Raw genomic sequence first — 21,869 nt, forward strand, 5'->3', positions numbered from 1 at the left:
AACGAAAGCAGGATCGGACCAGAATAAAAAATGGCTACGATTGCTCGTAACCATTTTTCAGCCTGCATTTTACTGCAAGTTGCGCCCAACGTTCATATTCGCCGCCGATACTCCACGGCTCCGACGCCTATTTCTTGACTTGGCGGCGCCGGCGCAGCCACATGAACAGCGCGATCAGCAGCAAGATGCCCACGATGCCGCCCGGCAGCATGAACGGCTGCATGCGTGCCAGCACGGGCTTCTCGCCACCGCTGCGCGCCTGCGCCACGTACGCGGGCGTGACGGACACATCCGGGTTGCCGTACTGCTTCAGCACGTAGTTGGCGATCGAAGTGATCTGCTCGTCCGTCAATGGCTGCACGTAGGAGCGCTGGTCGAAACGGGGCATGAACGCTTCGTGCTCCTCCCCTTCGATCTTGCGCTCGACGCCAAACAAAATCGCCGAGACCAGGTTGGCCGGCGTGCTGCCGCCCGTCGCCGTGTTGTGGAACAGGGCCGGATAGGCCTGGCCCGTGCTGCCGGCGCCGCTGGCCGAATGGCAACTGGCGCAATAGCCGGAAAACAGCACCGCGCCGCTATTCAGGGAATGGTGCTCGGTGGAGCCGGCCATGCCGCGCAGCGCCGCTTCTTCGCTGGCGGCGCTGCCGTGGCTGAAAGCAGCCTTGGTCTGCCCCGGCGCGCGCACGGCCGGCACCGTGCGCAAGTACGCCACGATGGCGGCCACGTCGTCGTCGCGCAAAAATTGCAGGCTGTTCTGGATGGCTTCGGCCATGCCGCCCGCCGCCTGCCCCTTGCCTTCCACGTGACCTGTTTTGAGGTAGGCAGCGATTTCCGCATCCGTCCAGGCGCCGATGCCGCTGACCTTGTCGGACGTGATGTTCGGCGCATGCCAGGAACCGAGCGACGCGCCGGCCAGGGTCTGGCTGCCGATTTCCGCCATCAGCGCGTTGCGCGGCGTGTGGCAGGCGCTGCAGTGCGCCAGGCCTTCGGCCAAATAAGCGCCCCGGTTGATCTGCGCGCTCTTCGCCGGATCGGGCACGAAGCGTTTATTGTCGAGGAACAAGGTGTTCCAGCCCAGCATGGACAGGCGCACATTGAACGGGAATGGCAGGGCCGTCTGGCGCGCCGGCTCGTCGACGGGCTGGACGGCCTGCATGAAGTAGTAATACAGGTCGCCTACGTCCGCATCCGTCAGCATCGCATAGCTGGTGTAGGGCATGGCCGGATACAGATGGCTGCCATCGGCGCGCACGCCGTCGCGCAGCGCGCGCGCAAAATCGGCTTCGCTGTAATGCCCGATGCCGCCTTTTTTCGACGGCGTGATATTCGTCGCATAAATCGTGCCCAGTGGCGAATCGATGGCGTAGCCACCCGCATACGGCTTGCCGCCCGCTGCCGTATGACACGCCATGCAGTCGGCGGCGATGGCCAGATAGCGGCCCCGCTCCAGGCGCGCATCGGTGCCCGAGACACCTGCGGCCGCCGGCACGACCGGGCGGTCCGGCGTCAGGGTGACGGGCGGAACAGGTGGCACCGCGTACGCGGCCAGCGGCAAGCCGGCCGCCAGGGTCAGCGTCAGCAAGAGGCGGCGCATCATGCTGCCTCCCTTGCCAGGGTGCGGGCGATGTCGTCGGCCGCGCGCAAGCCGAGCGCGGCCATGCTGAGGGTGGTGTTGACGACGCTGGCCGACGGCATGGCGCCGCCGCCCGGCAGCCACAGGTTGGCATGATCGTGCGCGCGGCAATTGCCGTCGACCACGGAGTCAAGACGGTTCGAACCCATGATGACGCCGCCCATGATGTGATTGTTCGCGTTCAGGCTGTCGGTGATATGGAATTCCACGGCGCCGAACAGCTTGCCGATGTGTTCGAGCTGCGCATGCGCGGCCTTCGCGCCATTGCGCACGTAATCGCCCACGTCGTAATAAATGTCGGGACAGGCCAGGCCCAGCGGATCCTTGCGCGTCTTGCTCAAGGTCAAGCGGTTGTGCGCCTCGGGCAGCGGTTCCAGGCTGATCGACAGGTCCACGCCAAATGCAGCGCGGCGGCGGATTTCATCGTCGAGGTCCTTGCCCACCAGGCCCAGCTTCAAGGATTGCTGCGTGGCAGGTCCCACCCTGGTGATATTGTTCAGGATCATCTTGTTGGCCGAATACTGCGCGCGGAAGGCACCGTCGCGCGGTCCCACCAGGCAGCTGCTCTGCGCGGGGCCACGGCCCGTCCAGATCGGTTCATTGGCGAGGAAGGTACAGTGGAAGCCCGAGTGATCCATCATGTTGCGGCCGACCTGGTCCGAACTGTTGGCGATGCCGTTCGGATTGTTCTGGTTCGCCGCCAGCAGCAGCAAACGCGGTGTTTCGATGCCGTTGCAGGCGATGACGAAAGCCTTGCCGGTCGCCATGTGCGACTGTTTTTTCGCGTCATACCAATGCACGGCGGTGACGCGGTTGTTCTGGTCCGTGTCGATGCGGTAGACGACGGCCTCGGCCAGCACGCCCGCCCCTTTCAGCTCGGCCCGCTCCACGTGGTGGATGCCGTTGTACATGGCGCCGATGGGGCAGATCGGCTGGCAATTATTGTTGCCGCAGCAGGTGGGACGGCCCTGCCATGGGCGCGTCGAGCGCCCTTGCGGAATCGGTACGGAGCGGTAGCCGTGCGGGTTGACCACTTCGGCGAAACGCTTGTCGCCATAACCCCAGGGCACCATGTCCATCGGATACGGTTTGCTGCGCTCGCTGGGCGACTGCTGCGCCGGATCGTTGGGGCCGGCCACGCCCATTTCCTGCTCGGCGCGGCAATAATAGGGCTCCAGCTCAGCGTAGGAAATGGCCCAGTCGCGCCCTACCCCGTAATCGCTTTTCATGCGCATGTCGGTCGGCAAATGGCGCCAGCACGACGCGGCCCAGTGCCAGGTCGTGCCGCCCACCGTGCGCAGATAGCCTTGCTGGAAACTGCTGCCGCTGGGGCCGGACACTTCCACATAGTTATTCTTCGGGAAATACAGGGGCGCGGGCGCGTTCTCGGCCTGCGGATACAGGCCCTGGAAGTCCGAGCCGACGCGGTTCTCGAACGGCATGTTGCGCCAGTTTTCCACGGCTTGTCCCCGCTCGATGCGCAAGCCCGCTTCCAGCATGATTACGGAATGGCCTTGGGCGGCCAGCTGGTCGGCCATCATGGCGCCCACGACGCCCGTGCCGACGATGACGACATCGGCGACGACGTCGCCATTACTCTTGAATTGGGGTGATTTCATTTTGCTTGCTTGCCTTTAGTTTCAGGGGTGCCGGTAGTGGCCGGGGCCGGTACGGGTTTCGCTTCCACGGGCGCGGAGACGCGCACGGCCGGCGGCGCCTTCAGCCACCACAGGGGGCCGTAGTTGCAATAGGTGGGCACGACCTGGCCATCGGCCACCGTGCGGTACATCAACGCTTCCGCATACGCGACGACGATGGACTTCGTGCCCTGCGCCGCGTTGCCGGCGACGGTGCCCGTGTACCAGGCGGCCACGATGGCCAGCGCCAGCTCGCGCAAGCCGGCGTCTGCGGCGGTGGCGGCCGCCAGCAGGGCCTTCGCTTCCTGGCCCGTGACGAGCAGCGCGCCCAGCCGTGGCAAATGATCGGCAAAGCCGGACACGTTGCTGCGCATGGCTTGCTCGATGCGCGCCGCCGTACCGGCGGACAGGTCGCGGTGGCCCGTGATGGTTTGCGACAAGGTATAGAACAGCATGCTGGCCGGCGCCAGCCCGGGCGCCGCAGCGCTGGCCGGCGCCTGCATGGCGGCGGACAGGGGATTGCTCCAGAAACCGGCCTGCGCCAGCAAGGCGGCCAGACCGATCAGGGCGTGGCGGCGGCTGGTGCTGGGAAGGGATGAAACGGATGTTGCAGATGGTTCGCTGCCTGGATGGTTCATGAGACTCCCGCAAGACTTGTTGTTTTGTTGACTTGGATGATTGCGTTACATTGCATTTACGCATAAATGGAACCGGTTCCACATTATCCTACATAAATAAATTGTTTGCCAATGGAGTATCAGAACTGGCGATTGCTCTTTGATTGTTGCCTGGATTTCCGCATGGATCCCGGCGTTTCGCGCAGGCCTCATGGCGGCGCGAAATAAAGACAGAAAGCCTGCGGCTTCCTGGAAATGATTGCGCATACGCGGAAAACTTGGCAGCATGGAAAATAAAACGGCTGCATGCCGGGCAAGGTCATTTTCCATGAAACCAGGTTTCTGACAAGGAGGCATATCGACGTACCCGATGGAGACCATGCGATCTATAGCTGTTCAACTGCGGCGCGGAATGCGTCCGTGCAAGCAACCTGAAACTGATCCTCAAACCATGATAAAAAAAATGACCTTGGCAGTACTCTTTGCCGCCCTGATTCCCTTCTACGGATGCCAGGCGCAAACCATGGCAGAAACGAAACCCGTTTCCGCCGAAGTCACCACCACCCTGACACCCGACATCGGCGGCATCAAGCAAGTGCTGGAAATCAAGACTGACGACGCGACCAAACCCGTGCTCCTGTTCTTGTCCGGCGGGCCGGGAAGCTCCATGATCAAGGGCGCGGATGCCTTTACCAATGTGTTGAAAAGCCGATTTACGATTGTGCAATGGGATCAGCGCGACGCCGGGAAAACCTTGAAACTGAATCCCTCCCCCACGCAGCCATCCGTCGGGCAGATGGAGCAGGACACGTATCAAGTCATCCAATTCCTGCGCAAAGAATTCAAACAGGAAAAAATTTACTTGCTGGGCAGTTCCTGGGGCAACGTCCTGGGCTTTTACATCGTCAAGCATCATCCGGAATTGCTGCATGCTTATTTTGCATCGAATCCTGTCGTGAGCCAGCTGGACAGCGAGAAAGAATTGCTGCAAGCCTTGAAAGCCCACTTCAAGGACAATGCCCTCGCCAGCCAGGAACTGGACAGCATCAGTTTCCCGTTGACGAGTGACGACAGCATGTTTTATTTAAGAAAATGGCTTTTTTACAAGGATGGCAAGGCATTTGCAACGACGGCGGGTTTCAAGACGGGCTTTCTTCAATGGTCAAAAACCTGGTCGCCAGTCTGGAACGAGGTCATGCACATTGATCTGCCCAAGACCTTGAAAAGCGTTGACTGCCCCGTGTATTTTTTCGTCGGAAAAAACGATATCCAGACCTCGACCAGGATCACGCAAGCGTATTTCGAGGCATTGAAGGCGCCAAGGAAGGGGCTGTTTTTCTTTGACCATTCCGGGCATCAGATACACCAGGATGAACCTGCAAAATTTCAAGAAACCATCATCCAGACATTGGATACGGCTGCCAATTCCTGATGTAACGTCCCGTAGCCTAATCGTCGGCAATGCTCGCAGCGGCCTTGCGGATCAGCGACGCCACCGCATGGGCTTGCGAAATGTAAATGGCATGGCTGCCGACAACTTCGACCACCTTCGAGCCCGCTCGTCGGGCCATCTCGCGCTGCATCGCCGGTGCAATCATCTTGTCGCCGGTCGCGACCAGATACCAGCTGGGCTTGTGCCTCCAGGCCGGCGTTTCGACCACGCCAGTCAGGGCGGCTATGCCCCAGGGCACTTGCGATACCGCCATGAAGCTGGTCTTAGCCGCGTGCACGAGCTGTTCGTCGAGAGTCGCAGTTCGGCGGGAAGCCGCAGCATCATGGGCATGATGCGCGAGGAGGGCACGGCAATTGGCCGTTTCAAAGTCAGTCGTTTACTCCGTCAGCGCTTGTGGCGCTATCGGATACGACAAAGTATGCGTCGCCGGGGAAATTGTTGGGATAACTCCCCGATGGAACGGCTGTTCCGCAGCTTCAAAACGGAATGGCTGCCGTCAACAGGTTGCATGATGGCACAAGAAGCACAACGGGACATCAGCCACTACCTGATGCACCGGTATAACTGGATACGGCCACATCAGTTCAATGAGGGATTGGCACCGGCCGTCACCGAAGAAGAACTTAACGTAGTGTCCGGGATGGGTTGACCACTACAAACGCCCTCTCCAGAACTGACCGTAACGTCGCATTACGTGCATGCGCCTCGTTAGTAGCGTTTTCGGATAACTCCGCGTCGTTGCCACCAGCAGGTTGTTTCATGAGAGCAAGCGCCCCCCACTGTTCTGTCTGCTCTTGATAAAGACTGTCGATACTCTCTCTAAAACCTTCACGATAAGCAGATTTCTCCACAGGAGGTAGTTCATCGAAATAGTCCATAATACCCTTGAATATATCCCGATTGTCGCCTCCATTCGTCACTTTGGCATACAACTGAGAAAAGTATGCTTCATCCTGCTTGCTCAGCTCACCATAAGCGGCATATCGCTCGGCATCCGTATAGCTACCATTATCACTGTAAACAATCGCGCTTAAGTCGTTTCGTGCCATTCCGCTAAATGGATTCGGAACATTTTTGGTTGGAATTTGAGATAGGCCGATGGCGTAGTTTAATGATTCCTGACCTAATTTCGAACGCTCAGAATCGTCAGTCTTGGGGAGTAGGTCTTCTTTATTGTAGTTCCGGCCTGCAATAAGCTGTCCAAAATTATAAACATCAAGCTGTCCCTTGACGTATGAGTCTTTTAACTCTTTATTGGGGATTTGAACCGGTGGCTCATCCTCGCTACCTAAGCTGTAAAGCGCCCGTGCAGCGTCGGATATTGATAAGGTGACGGCTGCGTTCGAATTGGGAGCCAGCGCAGAAGTGCTGTCGGAATTTTCAGAGGAAAATTTATCTCGTATAGGAACGTAGGCCGGAATAGGCGCCGTATAAGACTTAATCGCTATGCTCATAGTATCCCTAAAAAATTCACCTGGTAAGATCTTTCAACTGGCGATCTTGAGAACTGCAGAATTACGTGATTTCAAAATGGATAGAATCAGCGCACAAAGCGCTCCGAACTCTGTGATTTAGGCATCACAAGCAGCGTTAGAAGAGTCAATACTGTTCCCGTGCTGGTCCGGCAGGGGACTTTTGAGCTCAGGGTCAACGTCTTGCTGCCAAGGTACTTCTTGCGTCAGAGGATAAGCAAGCTTCATTTTGAAACCACTTCGTGACCCTTACCATGACTTCAGACCGACCATCGAACTGGTAGCGCTGCTTTTCAACACTCATCATGTTTGACATATCAGAAGCAAATTTCCAACATTCGACGCTAAATCCAGACTAGGAGTACCGCTATAACGTCACACGCGTAGATATCTTTAGCCCAGCAGGCGTCATACAGATGTTGGCCACCGGCTAGCTGTCGGCAGAAAAGACTATACCGCTGCAACCTAACCAGGACGAATGCAAAAAGCCCAACCGGGTAAGGGCTGGGCTCTAGGTCTTACAAAAATTCTGGCTCCCCGACCTGGACTCGAACCAGGGACCTGCGGATTAACAGTCCGTCGCTCTACCAACTGAGCTATCAGGGAAAAGAGGCCGCATTTTATAGGGTAAATTTTGTGATGTCCAGATTTCCCCGGAAAAAGATGTCTTTTCCTGCCTTACCTTGCCCGGCGGTCAGCCCGGATGCTCTTGCGGATAGTAGTCAAATACCAGCACGCGACCCAGCCATGGCTTGAGCTGTTCGACAAAGGCCAGGTGGGCCGGATGGGTCAGATACACGTCGCGCGCGCCGGCATCATCGAAGGTCAGCGTAAAGCAATCGGTAAAGCCATCATCGAGGCCTTCCGGGCTGACGTTCGGCCCCCATTCAAATTGCCGCACGCCGGGAATGCGGTGTTTCAGCTGGGAGAACTCGTAGACGAGTTCGGCATGCTTGGCAGACGTGATGCCGTCGAGAAAGTCGCACAGGACGATATGGCGCAAGGCGGAGGTACAAGTCATGGGAAGAGGCTCCTGAAGTGATGCATTCAGGATAGCGCAAAACGCGATCACGCACAGACCAGCCCTGCTGACGGCGCCGGAAAACAAAAAAGGCCATGTTTTTCAACATGGCCTTCCGAATTCTGGCTCCCCGACCTGGACTCGAACCAGGGACCTGCGGATTAACAGTCCGTCGCTCTACCAACTGAGCTATCAGGGAAAAGAGGCCGTATTATATAGGCCAAACCTGGCGCTGTCCAGATTTCCATAGGGGAGATCTTATCTTGCCCCAAGTTACGCCCGGGCGCCGCAAAAACAAAAAAGGCCATGTTTTTCAACATGGCCTTTCGAATTCTGGCTCCCCGACCTGGACTCGAACCAGGGACCTGCGGATTAACAGTCCGTCGCTCTACCAACTGAGCTATCAGGGAAAAGAGGCAATATTATATGTCGGCTGCTTCGTATTTGCAAGACCCATACTGCATCTCGATAAACACGGTCTTCGCCGACTTTCCACTGCCATCAGCGCCACACTTGCATGCAGCGCCGAAGAAGCAAGATCTTAAAGCACTTTGGCGATCGCGTCAATGACGATGTCGATATTGCGCGAATTCAACGCTGCCACACAGATACGGCCCGTGTCGACGGCGTAGATCGATTGTTCGCGCAGAGTCGCTACCTGCTCCTTGGTGAGACCGGAGTACGAGAACATGCCGATTTGCTGGCGCACGAATTCGAAGTCGTGGCCCGGTGCCTTGACCTTCAGTTTTTCCACGAAGGCATTGCGCATTTCACGGATGCGCACGCGCATGCCGGCCAGCTCCTCTTCCCACAGCTGGCGCAGTTCCGGCGTGGCCAGGACGGTGGCGACCACCTTGCCGCCGTGTACTGGCGGGTTCGAGTAGTTGGTGCGCACCACGCGTTTCAATTGCGACAACAGACGGGCCGCTTCGTCGGCGCTCGATGCGACGACGCTCAGGGCGCCCACGCGCTCACCGTACAGCGAGAACGATTTCGAGAACGAGTTCGATACCAGCAGCGGACCGCCCGCGTCGGCGAAGCGGCGCACCACGGCGCCGTCTTCGGCGATGCCGTTGGCGAAACCCTGATACGCCATGTCCAGGAACGGCACCAGGCCGCGCGACGTGACCACGCTGATGATCTGATCCCACTGGGCCACGCTCAGGTCGGCGCCGGTCGGGTTGTGGCAGCAGGCGTGCAGCACGACGATGGAGCCGGCTGGCATGGCGTTCAGGCTGGCCAGCATGCCGTCGAAGTTCACGCCATGGGTGGCGGCATCGTAGTACGTGTAGTTATTCACGACGAAACCGGCGCTTTCGAACAGCGCGCGGTGGTTTTCCCAGCTCGGGTCGCTGATGTAGACTTGCGCACCCGGCGCGAAGCGCTGCAGGAAGTCGGCGCCGATCTTCAGTGCGCCGGTGCCGCCGATGGCTTGCACGGTCACGGCGCGGCGCTCTTGAATAACGGCGCTATCGGCGCCAAATACGAGTTCTTGCACCGCCTTGTCGTAGGCAGCCAGGCCTTCGATCGGCAGATAGGTGCGTGGCGAGGCCTGTTCGATCAGGATGGCTTCCGCCTTGCGTACGCAAGCTAACAGAGGCACTTTACCGTTGTCGTCATAATAGACGCCAACGCCCAGATTGATTTTGGCGGGATTCTGGTCCGCGTTAAATGCTTCGGTGATGCCCAGGATCGGGTCGCGTGGGGCCATCTCGATGGCGCTAAACAGACTGGCAGAAACAGTTGGGTTCGTCATGATAAGATTGGATTCGATTGGAAGCAGGTTCACAGCGGAGTTGTAGACAGCGCCCCAAAATACAACGCCAGGGCCGCCAGCAGAGCACTATTCTAACAAAGGTCTGATTCACATGCCCGAATTATCTACCGCCAGCGAGGCGGAAAGCGCAATTATCTCTTTCCCGGATTCCCCCTTCAAGCTGCACCAGCCCTTCTCTCCGGCCGGTGATCAGCCAGCGGCGATCACCCAGTTATCCGAGGGCATTGCCGACGGACTGGCCTTCCAGACCCTGCTGGGCGTGACCGGTTCGGGCAAGACCTACACCATGGCCAACGTCATCGCGCGCATGGGCCGGCCCGCCATCGTCTTCGCCCCCAACAAGACGCTGGCGGCGCAGCTGTACAGCGAGTTCCGCGACTTTTTCCCGCAAAATGCGGTCGAATACTTCGTCAGCTACTACGATTACTACCAGCCCGAAGCCTACGTGCCGCAGCGCGACCTGTTCATCGAAAAGGACTCGTCGATCAACGAGCATATCGAGCAGATGCGCCTGTCGTGCACCAAGTCGCTGATGGAACGGCGCGACGTCATCATCGTCGCCACCGTCTCGGCCATCTACGGTATCGGTAACCCCAACGAATACCACCAGATGATTCTGACGTTGCGCGTAAAAGACAGAGTCAGCCAGCGCGACGTCATCGCGCGCCTGATCCAGATGCAGTACACGCGCAACGAAGTCGATTTCGGCCGCGGCACCTTCCGCGTGCGCGGCGATACCATCGACATCTTCCCCGCCGAGCATGCGGAACTGGCCGTGCGCCTGGAAATGTTCGACGACGAGATCGAATCGATCCAGCTGTTCGACCCGCTGACGGGCAGAGTGCGGCAAAAAATCCCCCGCTTCACCGTGTACCCGGGTTCGCACTATGTGACGCCCCGCTCCACCGTGCTGCGCGCCGTGGAAACCATCAAGGACGAGCTGCGCGAGCGCCTCGAGTTCTTCCGCAAGGAAAACAAATTGATCGAGGAACAGCGGATCGAGCAGCGCACGCGCTTCGACCTGGAAATGATGGCCGAAATCGGTTTCACCAAGGGCATCGAGAACTACTCGCGCCACCTGTCCGGCGCGCTGCCGGGCGAACCGCCGCCGACCCTGGTCGACTATCTGCCGCCCGACGCGCTGATGTTCCTCGACGAGTCGCACGTGCTGACGGGCCAGCTGAGCGCCATGTACAACGGCGACCGCTCGCGCAAGACGAATCTGGTCGATTACGGTTTCCGCCTGCCGTCGGCGCTGGACAACCGGCCCTTGAAATTCGAGGAATTCGAACAGAAGATGCGCCAGACGGTGTTCGTCTCGGCCACGCCGGGCGACTACGAAAAAAACCATTCCGACCAGGTGGTCGAACAGGTGGTGCGCCCCACTGGCCTGGTCGACCCGCAGATCATCGTGCGCCCCGCCAGCACGCAGGTGGACGACCTGATGTCGGAAATCGTCGAGCGCATCAAGAAGGACGAGCGCGTGCTGGTCACCACGCTCACCAAGCGCATGTCGGAGCAATTGACGGAATACCTGGGCGACCACGGCATCAAGGTGCGCTACCTGCACAGCGATATCGAAACGGTGGAGCGCGTGGAAATCCTGCGCGACCTGCGCCTGGGCACCTTCGACGTGCTGGTGGGGATCAACCTGCTGCGCGAGGGTCTGGACTTGCCGGAAGTGTCGCTGGTCGCCATCCTCGACGCGGACAAGGAAGGCTTCTTGCGCTCAGAGCGCAGCCTGATCCAGACCATCGGCCGCGCCGCGCGTAACCTGAACGGCACGGCGATTTTGTACGGCGACCGCATCACGGACTCCATGCGCCGCGCCATCGACGAGACGGAACGCCGCCGCGCCAAGCAGATCGCTTTCAATACGGCCAACAACATCATCCCGATCGGCGTGAAAAAATCGATCCGCGAAATGATCGACGGCGTCTACAGCCCGCAGGAAGCGCGCGACAACCTGCAAGTAGCACAGGAAGCGGCGAAGTTCGAAGCCATGAGCGAAAAACAGGTCAGCAAGGAAATCAAGCGCCTGGAAAAACTGATGCTCGACCACGCCAAGAACCTGGAGTTCGAAAAGGCGGCGCAAGTGCGCGACCAGCTGCACATCCTCAAGCAGCAACTGTTCGGCGCACCGGGCACGGACAATGTGGCGTCGATACTGGGCAAATGAATACCACGCCATGCGTAGGTCGGATTAGGCCCTGCGGGCCGTAATCCGACAACATTGTTGGCGCTGGTGGTGGTGTCGGATTACGCGCGAAGCGCAAATCCGACCTACGCGACGACCCCACATTTCACCGTCCCTGAACAAACGCCGTCACCGCGTCGACCAGCGCGGGCGCCAGCGGCAGCGCGGGATCGCCATACGACGGCATTTGCTGCGCCAAATCGCCACTGACCATTTTCAATACATGGTTCATGCCCGGCACAATCACCAGTCTGGCCGCCGGTGCGGCGGCCGACAAGGCCTGCCCATCGGCCACCGACACCTGCAAATCGGTCGCCCCCTGCAGTATCAATAGCGGCATACGCAAGGCGCCAACCACCGCGCGCGGATCGACCTGCATCGATGAAATCAGATACGGCTGCACCGAAGGCCGGTACAGCGCCAGCAAGGCTGGCGGCACGTCGCTTACCTGCTCGCCCCGCTTAAGCGCCAGCAGGATGCGCTCGTTTTGCGCATACAGCTCGGGCGGCAGACGCGGCTTCAATTGCACGCGCAGGATATCGTCGAGCGCCTTGCCCGCGCCGGCAATCAGCACACAGCCATCAAGCTGCGCTTTCTGGCAAGCCACCATCGCGATCAGCGCCCCCTCGCTATGCCCGGCCATCAGCACATTCGTAAAGCGCGGGTCGGCGCGCAACTGCCGCAACCATGCCGTGGCGTCATCGATATAGTCATCCAAGCGCAGGTCGGCTTCGCGCCGCCCCGCCGATGCACTGGCGCCGATCCCGCGCTTGTCATAGCGCAGCGTAGCGATGCTATTGCGTGCCAGCGCCTCGGCCAGCATGCGCAGCGCATTATTCTGGCCCGGCAACATGGCGCTATTGCCATTGCGATCGGTCGGACCGGAGCCCGCATGCAGCAGCACCACTGGCACTTTCCCTTGCCCATCCGGCATCGACAGCGTGCCATGCAAGACGCCGCCAGCCACCGCCAGCGCCACCTCTTGCTCACCGCCGGTGGCGGCGCGTACCGGCAGGCACACCATCAAGACCAGCATTCCCAACATCCATCGCGACATTGTCCCCTCCTGTCAGTGAATTTCCAGTTGATCTTTATCCAGCCGCTTGTACTGCACCAGCGAGTAAAGGATGGCCAGCGGCGCCCAGGCGAACACCAGCACCAGCAGCAGCCAGCCCGGTGCACCACGCGCCAGCGCGGCCAGTCCCAGCAAGCCGCTGCCCACCATCAGCCTGGCGGCCAGCCGGTGCGTGGCATACCAGACGCGCTCACTGGCCAGTGTCCACGGGGTGCGGATACCCAGATAAAAATTGCGCCGCACCTTGCCCATGGGATTGCCTGCCAGGATCAGCATCACGCACAGGCCCGCCGGTACCGCCCGGCCGATGGGCACCGCCACGCCAGCGGCACTGGCCAGTACGAGGCCATGCACATACGCCAGCAGGCCCAGCACGACGCCAAAGCTGTAGTAGAAGGTCGACTCGAACGGCTGCACCTCGAAGCGGCGCGGCGACAGCGAGGGCAGCACGAGCGCCAGTATCAGCATGCACGCCATCAGGCCCGGCCCGAGCAGCCACAGCACGGCGCGCGGCGCATAGCCATCGGCCTCGCCGCGCCAGTTCCAGTGCACGGCCACCACCTCGGGCAACTGCGGCCAGGCATATAGGGTGGCAGCACTGATGGCCACGATCATCAACAGGCTCAGGGCGATAAAGCGCGCTTTCATCATTTGCTCTCCTTGTGGTCGGTATCGGTCAAGTCCAGCATCCAGGCCAGTACGTCCTGCAACACCGTGGTATTCAAGCCATACCAGATGGTCTGCCCTTCGCGCCGGCGCGTGATCAGATCCGCGTCGGCCAGCACGGCAAAATGGTGCGACATGGTTGGCTTGCTCACGTCGAACCGGGCGGCCAGGTCGCCGGCCGTCATTTCACCTGTCCGCAGCAACCGCAGTATCTCGCGCCGCGCAGGATCGGCAATGGCCTTGAAGGCGCTGTTGGTGGCATTCATATTGAGACAAACATCTAATTAGACAATCATCTAAATATAGAGGCAAGTGCGACGGAGGTCAAGCGATATCCAGCGCCTGCCTCGTCCCTTCCCCTACTCCGGCAGCGAGTAATCGATGTCGTAGAAATGCTGACCATTCTCAATGCGGATGGCCAGCGTGCCGCTGATGCCCGTCAGCTGCCCCGTGCCGGAATGCGGCACGATGACGATAGTCAGCTGCTGTTTGCCGTCGGCCATGGTGCCGAAATGCTGCGCCACGAAGCTGCCCTGCCTGCCCTGCAGCACGCCCGTGATGGCTTCCATGGCGACATAGCCGGCCGCGCCCTGGGTGTCGGTCACGGCATTGAGCATTTCGCCCTTGGCCGTGGCGACCAGGTCGCCCGCATACACCTTCTCAAGCAGCACCCTTCCCAAGCTCGTGCGCCCCGCGCGTTGCGGCGCCGTGGCCGGCGTCATGCTGATGCTAAAACTTCCCGTAGCGTGCGCGTGCATGCGATGATCTCCTTCTGTAGATGCAGACGAGGCGGCGCCGGCTGGCGCCACCGATAGACAACATGCGGCCAACATCAGGCCCGACCAACTGTGTAATTTCATGATTCCCTTCCGATCAATGCGAGAGGGCCAGCTTAAGGCCGCGCAGGAGACAAATATTGGATAAAACCGACAGCACGATGAATCTGCTCGCCGCGCGCGGCCAGGCGCCGAAAGGCATCGTCGACCCGCAGGCAGCGGCGCGCCGCATACGCCTGGCAACCTATCCACCGGCTGCCGCGCTGGCGCCGTTTGTCGACTACTTCTGGGTGGTGGAATGGGACCGGCGGGGCTGCGCGCCGGAGACGCAGCGCGTGCTGCCCTACCCGAACGCCCACCTGGTCTTCGACCTTGAGCGCACCGCCATTCATGGCGTGGTGCGCGGCGCCTTTGACCGGCCGTTGACCGGTGCCGGCAAAGTATTGGGCGTGCGTTTCGCGCCGGGCGGCCTGCGCCCGTTCATCACGCAGCCACTGTCGACCTTCACCGACACGACCATCGCGGCCGATGCGCTGCTGGGCATGCCGGGAGCGCAGGCCGAGGCGCGGGTGTTAGGCGAGTCCGACGATCTGGCCATGGTGGCGCAGGCACAAGCACTGCTGCTGGCAAGGCTGCCGCAGGTCGACGCCGCCGCCCTGCTGGCCGCCAGGCTGACCGCGGCGGCGGCGGCCCACAATGGCCCGGCAAGCGTGGCGCAGCTGTGCGAAATCATGGCCATTGGTGAACGCAGGCTGCAGCGCCTGTTTGCCAACTACGTGGGCGTGCCGCCGAAATGGGTGATCCAGCGCTACCGCCTGCAGGAGGCGATCTGGCGCCTGGCGCAGCCCGACGCGCCCGACCTGGCCAGCCTGGCGCAGGCACTGGGCTTTTTTGACCAGGCCCATTTCAGCCGCAGTTTTGCGGAACTGGTGGGCAGCACGCCGTTCGACTATCGCCGCTCGCAGCTGGCGGCAGGCGCCTAAGAGACTATCCCAGTAGGGAGCGTCTTCTGCTGGCAGCGCATCAGGAGCGCGGACAAGGCGTGAGGAGGACGCGTGGCGAGCCACGCAACGACGATCAACGCAGTCCCCGCTTCTGAGGGGCGCCAGCAGGGGATGTATTCATCTACTGAGATAGTCTCTAAGGCCAGACTGGCCGGCGCATGTGAAACAAGCTGTCCGGACCGATTTCAAAATAATCGGCCGGGCCACCGCCACGCAAGACAGGAGCAGCTGCGGCCGTGTCGTACACACCGTCCACGAGCAGATGGCGCGCGATATGTACGCCCACCACTTCCCCCAGTACCAGCCAGCTGCCGACACCAGCGCCATTGACGCCCTGCAGCTCGATGATCTGCGTGCGCCGGCATTCGAAGGACACGGGGCTTTCGGCCACGCGCGGCACATTCACGATGCGCGAGGCAGCCGGCGTCAAGCCGGCCAGCGCGAATTCATCGACCTCGGGCGGCGCCGGCGCGCAGCTGGCATTCATCGCCTCGGCCAGCGGACGGGTTGCCAGGTTCCACACGAATTCGCCCGTCTGCTCGATATTGCGCAAGGTATCCTTGCGGCCGATGCTGGAAAAACCGATCAGCGGCGGCGTGTAATTGAAGGCGTTGAAAAAGCTGTAGGGCGCCAGATTGAGCACGCCTGCGCTGCTGCGCGTGGCGATCCAGCCGATGGGCCGCGGCCCCACGATGGCGTTGAACGGATCATGCGGCAGGCCGTGGCCCTGTGCAGGTTCATAAAAGTGAATGGGCTCAAGCACGCGCGCTCCTGAAGGCTAAAGAAATCAAAGGCACCCGGGGATGGAATGCCTGGAACGACAGCTTACTGGAATTGCCGCCACCGCGTTGCCGGCGCGCCGGCGCCAGGCGTGCCCGCGCACAGGCGACCAAGGTGACCAGCGCGACAATTGTATGGCACGCGGCACGCGGCCTCGTTTATGATGAGACAACTCAACCCTTATCATTGCGCTACCGCCCATGCATACCCTCACGCTGCACCAGAAAGTATTCTTGCTCCTCTTGAGCATCGTCACCATCGGCTTCGGCTGGATACTGGCGCCGTATGCGGGTGCCATCTTCTGGGGCGTCGTCCTGGCGATCCTGTTCGCGCCCGTGTACCGCTGGCTGCTGCGGAAAACCAGGGGCCGCGCCGGCCTGGCGTCGCTGCTGACCTTGCTGCTCATCGTCGTCATCGTGATCCTGCCGCTGTCGCTCATTTCCGTGTCGCTGGTGAACCAGGCGGCCAGCGTCGTGGAGATGGTACGTTCGGGCGAAATCACGGTTGGTATGTTCTTCAATAAAATCATGGCGGTACTGCCGCAATGGTCGATCAACTTGCTCGACCGCTTCCACCTGAGCAGCCTGGCCAGCCTGCAGGACAAACTGGCCGAGGGCGCCACGCAGGTGAGCCAGGTGGTGGCGGTGAAAGCCATCAATGTGGGCCTGTACACCTTCGAATTCCTCACCAGCCTGTGCATCATGCTGTACCTGCTGTTTTTTCTCATGCGCGATGGCTCCACCCTGTCGGCCCGCATCAAGGGCGCCGTGCCGCTGAGCCGCAAGTACAAGCAGCGCCTGTTTACCAATTTCACGACGGTGATCCGCGCCACCGTGAAGGGCAACATCCTCGTGGCGATCGCCCAGGGCGCCCTCGGTGGGCTGGCATTCTGGTTCCTCGACGTGCCAGCCCCCCTGCTGTGGGCCGTGCTGATGGCCTTCCTGTCGCTGCTGCCGGCCGTCGGCGCCGCCCTGGTCTGGGCACCCGTGGCCGTCTACTTCCTGGCCACGGGCGCCATCTGGCAAGGCGCAGGCCTGGCCGCCTTCGGCGTCTTCGTCATCGGCCTGGTCGACAACGTGCTGCGTCCCATCCTGGTCGGCAAGGATACCAAGATGCCCGACTACGTGGTGCTGCTGTCGACCGTGGGCGGCATGGCCCTGTTTGGCCTGAACGGCTTCGTCATCGGCCCCGTGGTGGCGGCCCTGTTCATCGCTTCGTGGGATCTGTTCGTCTCGGCCAGCGAATTCCAGGCCGAGGATTGAGGCGTGGCGACCTGACCAAACGGGAAACAGATGCGCATCAACCTTGCACGACAGGAGCATGATTTTTCTCTCGGCCAGCGTCCCCATGGCCGGTACATCGCCGCGATTATCCTGCTGCACCTGGCGCTGTTCTGGGCCGCCACGCAGCCCGTACACACCAGAATCGAGCACGATGGCCGGGTCTGGCTGCAGCTGACGCCACCACTGCCGCCGACAAGAGGGTTCACTCCACCCGCCGAACCCGATCCGGCGCCGGCACGTCCGCCAGCCCGTCCATCGAGCGTGGCAAGCGTGTCGCCACCGAAGGAGGCGACGGCACCGGTGCAGGACCCGCCGCAAGACGATGCGCTACCGGCAGAACCGGTGCCTGCCGCACCCAAGGCCGCCCCCCTCCCCCTGGCGCAACAGGCGCTGCAGGCAGCCGGCGCCATCGACCGCCAGCTGCGCGCAGAGCATCCGCAGGAGTTCGTGGCGCCGCCCGAGACGGCGCACACGCGCCTGGCGAAAGGCTTCTCGGAAGCGCATGCGGCGGTCAAGCCGAAGTGGTTCGAAGCAGCGCGTATCGAACTGTGGAGCGCACCAAACGATCCCAAACGCATCTACCGCGTCATCACGGCGACCGGTGAATACTGCATCTATTTGCCGGACAAAGGCAACATGACGCTCAACCTCAGCGCGCGATCCGGCTACGCCGGTTTTGGCGAAGGGACTGCGGCGCCTTGTCCCATCCGGTTTTAATGGCGGTCGATCGCGCGAAAGCGCGCCGTGTCAGCCAAACACGGGGCGGAAAAAACTGCGCTCGTAGCTGACGATGCAGCGCGTCTCCTCCGCGTAGCGGAAGGCGGCCTGGCACTCGGCGTCCTGCATCGAGTCGCTGCGGTACTGTTCGTACAGGGCCAGGCTGGGAAAAGAGAACATGGCCAGGGCGACGTTGCTGGCGCCTTCCGACGGCAAAAAGTAGCCGTGGTGCTGGCCGCCGAAACGTTCGACCAGCGGTATCCACAGCTTGCCGTAGGCTTCGAATTCCCGCAGTTTATACGGGTCGATGATGTAACGCAGGTAACAGGTGATCATGCGGTTTCCTTGTGAAGATTCAGATTCATCAGCGTGCCAGCTTCCCAGGAGCCGATGGCGGCCAGTGGCGAGCCAGGCAAAAAGTCCAGCGCGCAGGGGTAGATAAAATCTTCCTGCGCCACGACGTTTAAGCCGGGCCAGCCATAAAACAGCAGCTTGCCCTTGCCGATGCGCCCCAGCGCGCTGCCGTCGGGCAGCCAGCGCAAGGCGTTGCCCGTGCCGCCGCCCGCCTCCACGGGCACCTTGGCCAGACAGCTGCCGTCGTCCAGCGCGTACACGGACAGATACTGCGTGCCGCCCGCGTGGTGCAGCACGGCCAGAGATTGTCCATCCGGCGACGGCGCGCACGACATCATGCCTGGCAGCGACAGCACCACGCGCCCGCCGCCGTCTTGCAAGGGCCAATCCCACACACTGCAGTAGTCAAGCGGCTGCACCTGCCCCTCGTCCACCGATTTGACGCCATGCTGGAGCAGCAGACGCCGCCCGCCATCGATGGCGCAGAGCCCCCGCAGCATCTCGCCCGGATGCTCCTGCGTGAAAAGCGTCTCGCCAGTTTGCGCCGCGCGCAGCCGCAGACGGCCATCCCAGCCGCCGTCGGCCAGATATTGCCCGCACGGCGACCAAACGGGGCCGCAGCCTTCGCCATCCTTCTTGTTCTGTAAGTTCAGCAGCAACTGGCCCGCCTGCGCATCCACCACGGCCATCTGGCCCGTGGTGCTCTTGATGGCCAGCCGCCTGCCATCGGGCGAGAAGGCCATGCCCGACATGTGCGCGATGAATTTGCCACGCCACAGCTTGGTTCGTGCCGCCACGTCCCACAGGACCAGGTCGCGCCCCAGCACGGCCAGGCGCGTGCCATCGGGCGAAAACCGTACGCCGTAGCTGCAACCCAGCTTCAGGGGCTTCTGCATTGCCGTCATGGACGCGGCAAGCGGTACACCACGCTGTCGAGGTCGTAATGGCGTTCCATGCCCACGTATTGCATGCCCAGGCGCGTCATGACCTTGATCGAGGCGGCATTGTCCGGGTGCGCCACGGCCACCACTTCGGGCGCGCCGACGACGTCGAAGGCATGCGCGACGATGGCTTGCGCCGCTTCGCTGGCATAGCCCTTGCCCCAGCCAGAGCGCGCCAGGCGCCAGCCGATTTCATGCGGCTTGGCCTTGTCGCCGCCGATATGCTGCAAGCAGGCCAGCCCCACCAGCACCTCATCTTCGGTACGCATCAAGGCCCACCACGAATAGCCCCACTCGGCCCAGCGCCCCATGATGCGGGCAACGGCGGCGCGCGTGTGCTCTTCCGTCTCCGGCTGGCCCGCATTCAGGTAGGTCATCACTTCGGCATCCGAGTTCATGGCGTGCATGGCGTCGTAATGCTGCTCGGTGACGGGTTCGAGGCGCAGCCGCGCCGTGTGCAGAATGGTCATGCCAGATTCCTTCAGACGAAAAAAAAGACGATACATGATCGTCTTTTTTTTGCAAGAGCGCACGCAATTACTTGCCTGCTTCGCCCTTCTTGATCCACGCCGCCAGCTGGTGCGGACGCAGGCCGTCGTAGTCTTCGAACGGCTGATGAATCCACGGGTTGTGCGGCAGTTCGTCGAGGAAGTAGTCGGGACGCACGACGGAGCAGCCTTTCAGCCAGATCACGGCCGATTTGACTTCGGTCACGTCAGGGAAGTTTTCCTTCAGGTGGCGCGTGACCTTGTCCAGCGTGACGCCGGAATCGGCCAGGTCGTCGACCAGCAGGATGCGGCCGGCCAGCGGGCCCTTGGTCATGGTCATGTACTTGGCGATATCGAGGTCGCCGCGCACGGTGCCCGCGTCTTCACGGTAGGAACTGGTCGACAGGATGGCCAGCGGCAAATCAAAAATGCGCGAGAACACGTCGCCGGGACGCACGCCGCCGCGCGCCAGGCACAGTACCTGGTCAAATTTCCAGCCCGATTCGTAGACCTTGAGCGCCAGGCGCTCGATCAGGCGGTGGTACTCTTCCCAGTTGACCCAGAGATGTTGATCGTTCGATTGTGGGGTAGTCATGATAGTGGAATCTTATTATTAGCGTGATTAAAAAAATCCGCCTTGCGGCGGATTGTGTCCAGCAGCTTACTCGAATGGGTGGCGCAGCACGATCGTTTCTTCACGATCAGGACCGGTCGAAACCATGTCCACCGGTACGCCGACCAGTTCTTCGATGCGCTTGATGTAAGCGCGCGCCGTTGCCGGCAAGGCCGCCAGCGATTTCGCGCCGACGGTGCTTTCCGTCCAGCCTGGCATCTCTTCGTACACCGGTACGCAACGTGCGGCTTCTTCAGCGCCCGATGGGAAGATGTCGACCGACACGCCATCGATGGTGTAGCCGGTGCACAGTTTCAGCGTTTCGATACCATCCAGTACATCCAGCTTGGTCAGGCACATGCCCGTCACGCCGTTGATCTGCACGGAGCGGCGCAGCAAGGCGGCATCGAACCAGCCGCAGCGGCGGGCACGGCCCGTCACGGTGCCGAATTCATGGCCGACTTGCGCCAGGTGGTGGCCGACGCCTGCATCCGTTGGCAGTTCCGAAGGGAACGGACCGGAACCGACGCGCGTCGTGTAAGCCTTGGTGATGCCCATGATGTAGTGCAGCATGCCTGGGCCTACGCCCGAACCGGCGGCGGCATTGCCGGCCACGCAGTTCGACGAGGTGACGAACGGATAGGTGCCGTGGTCGACGTCAAGCAGGGAACCCTGCGCGCCTTCGAACAGCAGGTTCGCGCCGGCCTTGTGCGCCTTGTACAGCGCGCTCGACACGTCGGTGACCATCGGACGCAGGCGCGGCACATAGGCCAGCGCGTCGTCGAGGGTCTTCTGATAGTCGACTTTCGGCGCCTTCAGGTAGTTTTCCAGCACGAAGTTGTGGTAATCGAGGTTTTCGGCCAGCTTTTCAGCGAAGCGCTTCTCGTTGAGCAGGTCGGCGATACGGATCGCGCGGCGCGCCACTTTGTCTTCATAGGCCGGACCGATGCCCTTGCCGGTGGTACCGATCTTCGCATCGCCACGCTTGACTTCGCGCGCCAGGTCGATCGCGGTGTGGTACGGCAGGATCACGGGCGCCGCATCCGACACTTTCAGGCGCGAGGCGACTTCGACGCCGACAGCTTCGAGCTTGTCGATTTCGCGCAGCACGTCCGGCACGGAAACGACCACGCCGTTACCGATGTAGCAGGCGACGCCTGGACGCATGATGCCCGACGGGATCAGTTGCAGCGCAGTTTTCACACCGCCGATGACCAGCGTGTGGCCTGCATTGTGGCCGCCCTGGAAGCGCACCACACCTTGGGCGTGATCGGTCAACCAATCGACGATCTTGCCTTTACCCTCATCGCCCCATTGGGTGCCGATGACAACGACGTTCTTTGCCATAATTTTCTTTGACATCAC

Annotated in this window: 22 protein-coding genes, 3 tRNA genes and 1 pseudogene; 6 read left to right on the forward strand and 20 right to left on the reverse strand. The window is 61.2% G+C overall.

What is annotated here, in order from left to right:
• Positions 1–127: 127 nt before the first annotated feature.
• Genes C8C92_RS20675 through C8C92_RS20685 form a run of 3 tightly spaced genes read right to left on the reverse strand, consistent with a single transcriptional unit; the run spans position 128 to position 3,908 of the window.
• Positions 128–1,597, reverse strand: a complete 1,470-nt coding sequence (locus C8C92_RS20675; RefSeq protein WP_243420305.1) for a c-type cytochrome — start codon at positions 1,595–1,597, stop codon at positions 128–130.
• Positions 1,594–3,252 carry a GMC family oxidoreductase gene (locus tag C8C92_RS20680; RefSeq protein ID WP_116745119.1) on the reverse strand — a complete coding sequence of 553 codons (1,659 nt, stop codon included), beginning with the start codon at positions 3,250–3,252 and terminating at the stop codon, positions 1,594–1,596. Before C8C92_RS20680 ends, C8C92_RS20675 begins: the two co-directional genes overlap by 4 nt.
• Complete coding sequence (locus C8C92_RS20685; RefSeq protein WP_116745120.1) at positions 3,249–3,908, reverse strand: sugar dehydrogenase complex small subunit; 660 nt, start codon at positions 3,906–3,908, stop codon at positions 3,249–3,251. Before C8C92_RS20685 ends, C8C92_RS20680 begins: the two co-directional genes overlap by 4 nt.
• Before the next feature lie 358 nt (positions 3,909–4,266).
• On the opposite strand from C8C92_RS20685, the gene C8C92_RS20690 reads away from it, so the two are divergent.
• Complete coding sequence (locus C8C92_RS20690) at positions 4,267–5,319, forward strand: alpha/beta hydrolase (protein WP_243420306.1); 1,053 nt, start codon at positions 4,267–4,269, stop codon at positions 5,317–5,319.
• A gap of 16 nt (positions 5,320–5,335) precedes the next feature.
• Here the strand turns inward: C8C92_RS20690 and C8C92_RS20695 are convergent, their stop codons facing one another.
• On the reverse strand, positions 5,336–5,593 hold the full coding sequence (locus C8C92_RS20695; RefSeq protein WP_133250809.1) for an alpha/beta fold hydrolase: 258 nt from the start codon (positions 5,591–5,593) through the stop codon (positions 5,336–5,338).
• A 117-nt stretch (positions 5,594–5,710) separates the two neighbouring features.
• Here C8C92_RS20695 and C8C92_RS20700 point away from each other — a divergent pair.
• A pseudogene (locus tag C8C92_RS20700) lies at positions 5,711–5,989 on the forward strand (integrase core domain-containing protein); the annotation flags it as partial.
• On the opposite strand, the gene C8C92_RS27665 reads toward C8C92_RS20700, so the two are convergent.
• The 6 genes from C8C92_RS27665 to C8C92_RS20730 all read right to left on the reverse strand — a co-directional run bounded on the left by C8C92_RS27665 (position 5,964) and on the right by C8C92_RS20730 (position 9,589).
• Entirely contained in the window at positions 5,964–6,794 is an 831-nt protein-coding gene (locus tag C8C92_RS27665; protein WP_207781029.1) for a hypothetical protein, read from the reverse strand. The pseudogene C8C92_RS20700 and the gene C8C92_RS27665 overlap by 26 nt on opposite strands.
• A 548-nt stretch (positions 6,795–7,342) precedes the next feature.
• Positions 7,343–7,418, reverse strand: a tRNA-Asn gene (locus tag C8C92_RS20710).
• A gap of 88 nt (positions 7,419–7,506) precedes the next feature.
• Positions 7,507–7,833 (reverse strand): Dabb family protein, encoded by a 327-nt coding sequence (locus C8C92_RS20715; protein ID WP_116745121.1) that lies wholly within the window; start codon positions 7,831–7,833, stop codon positions 7,507–7,509.
• 123 nt (positions 7,834–7,956) lie between these two features.
• Positions 7,957–8,032: transfer RNA gene (locus C8C92_RS20720), tRNA-Asn, on the reverse strand.
• 135 nt (positions 8,033–8,167) lie between these two features.
• A tRNA-Asn gene (locus tag C8C92_RS20725) sits at positions 8,168–8,243 on the reverse strand.
• Between the two features lie 131 nt (positions 8,244–8,374).
• Entirely contained in the window at positions 8,375–9,589 is a 1,215-nt protein-coding gene (locus C8C92_RS20730) for an amino acid aminotransferase (RefSeq protein ID WP_205704597.1), read from the reverse strand.
• A 112-nt stretch (positions 9,590–9,701) separates the two neighbouring features.
• Between C8C92_RS20730 and uvrB the strand changes: the two genes are divergently transcribed.
• Positions 9,702–11,789 (forward strand): excinuclease ABC subunit UvrB, encoded by a 2,088-nt coding sequence (gene uvrB / locus C8C92_RS20735; RefSeq protein ID WP_096236805.1) that lies wholly within the window; start codon positions 9,702–9,704, stop codon positions 11,787–11,789.
• Between the two features lie 124 nt (positions 11,790–11,913).
• Here the strand turns inward: uvrB and C8C92_RS20740 are convergent, their stop codons facing one another.
• The 4 genes from C8C92_RS20740 to C8C92_RS20755 all read right to left on the reverse strand — a co-directional run bounded on the left by C8C92_RS20740 (position 11,914) and on the right by C8C92_RS20755 (position 14,306).
• The gene (locus tag C8C92_RS20740; protein WP_243420307.1) at positions 11,914–12,843 is read right to left on the reverse strand and encodes an alpha/beta fold hydrolase; all 930 of its coding nucleotides are present in this window, start codon (positions 12,841–12,843) and stop codon (positions 11,914–11,916) included.
• Between the two features lie 33 nt (positions 12,844–12,876).
• On the reverse strand, positions 12,877–13,533 hold the full coding sequence (locus C8C92_RS20745) for an SdpI family protein (RefSeq protein WP_243420308.1): 657 nt from the start codon (positions 13,531–13,533) through the stop codon (positions 12,877–12,879).
• Positions 13,530–13,814 (reverse strand): autorepressor SdpR family transcription factor, encoded by a 285-nt coding sequence (locus tag C8C92_RS20750; protein WP_099762976.1) that lies wholly within the window; start codon positions 13,812–13,814, stop codon positions 13,530–13,532. The genes C8C92_RS20745 and C8C92_RS20750 overlap by 4 nt, the downstream gene beginning before the upstream one ends.
• Positions 13,815–13,907: 93 nt before the next feature.
• Positions 13,908–14,306: a DUF3224 domain-containing protein gene (locus C8C92_RS20755; RefSeq protein WP_099762975.1), complete on the reverse strand. Its 399-nt coding sequence runs from the start codon at positions 14,304–14,306 to the stop codon at positions 13,908–13,910.
• Positions 14,307–14,464: 158 nt separating this feature from the next.
• On the opposite strand from C8C92_RS20755, the gene C8C92_RS20760 reads away from it, so the two are divergent.
• Positions 14,465–15,307, forward strand: a complete 843-nt coding sequence (locus C8C92_RS20760) for a helix-turn-helix domain-containing protein (protein ID WP_243420309.1) — start codon at positions 14,465–14,467, stop codon at positions 15,305–15,307.
• A gap of 157 nt (positions 15,308–15,464) precedes the next feature.
• Here the strand turns inward: C8C92_RS20760 and C8C92_RS20765 are convergent, their stop codons facing one another.
• Positions 15,465–16,091 carry a flavin reductase family protein gene (locus tag C8C92_RS20765; RefSeq protein WP_099762974.1) on the reverse strand — a complete coding sequence of 209 codons (627 nt, stop codon included), beginning with the start codon at positions 16,089–16,091 and terminating at the stop codon, positions 15,465–15,467.
• A 217-nt stretch (positions 16,092–16,308) separates the two neighbouring features.
• Here C8C92_RS20765 and C8C92_RS20770 point away from each other — a divergent pair, with 217 nt between their 5' ends.
• A complete protein-coding gene (locus C8C92_RS20770) occupies positions 16,309–17,370 on the forward strand; it encodes an AI-2E family transporter (RefSeq protein WP_099762973.1) in 1,062 nt (353 codons plus the stop codon).
• Positions 17,371–17,400: 30 nt separating this feature from the next.
• Entirely contained in the window at positions 17,401–18,108 is a 708-nt protein-coding gene (locus tag C8C92_RS20775; RefSeq protein ID WP_116745123.1) for a hypothetical protein, read from the forward strand.
• A gap of 30 nt (positions 18,109–18,138) precedes the next feature.
• Here the strand turns inward: C8C92_RS20775 and C8C92_RS20780 are convergent, their stop codons facing one another.
• The 5 genes from C8C92_RS20780 to C8C92_RS20800 all read right to left on the reverse strand — a co-directional run bounded on the left by C8C92_RS20780 (position 18,139) and on the right by C8C92_RS20800 (position 21,866).
• On the reverse strand, positions 18,139–18,444 hold the full coding sequence (locus tag C8C92_RS20780; RefSeq protein ID WP_034789018.1) for an NIPSNAP family protein: 306 nt from the start codon (positions 18,442–18,444) through the stop codon (positions 18,139–18,141).
• A complete protein-coding gene (locus C8C92_RS20785) occupies positions 18,441–19,358 on the reverse strand; it encodes a PD40 domain-containing protein (RefSeq protein ID WP_165829512.1) in 918 nt (305 codons plus the stop codon). Before C8C92_RS20785 ends, C8C92_RS20780 begins: the two co-directional genes overlap by 4 nt.
• 5 nt (positions 19,359–19,363) lie before the next feature.
• Positions 19,364–19,873, reverse strand: a complete 510-nt coding sequence (locus C8C92_RS20790) for a GNAT family N-acetyltransferase (RefSeq protein ID WP_099762969.1) — start codon at positions 19,871–19,873, stop codon at positions 19,364–19,366.
• A 67-nt stretch (positions 19,874–19,940) separates the two neighbouring features.
• Complete coding sequence (locus tag C8C92_RS20795; RefSeq protein WP_034752020.1) at positions 19,941–20,486, reverse strand: phosphoribosyltransferase family protein; 546 nt, start codon at positions 20,484–20,486, stop codon at positions 19,941–19,943.
• Positions 20,487–20,552: 66 nt separating this feature from the next.
• The gene (locus C8C92_RS20800) at positions 20,553–21,866 is read right to left on the reverse strand and encodes an adenylosuccinate synthase (RefSeq protein ID WP_071076285.1); all 1,314 of its coding nucleotides are present in this window, start codon (positions 21,864–21,866) and stop codon (positions 20,553–20,555) included.
• Positions 21,867–21,869: the final 3 nt, after the last annotated feature.

Source organism: Janthinobacterium sp. 78, assembly GCF_003096775.1.
Lineage (GTDB): Bacteria > Pseudomonadota > Gammaproteobacteria > Burkholderiales > Burkholderiaceae_D > Janthinobacterium > Janthinobacterium tructae.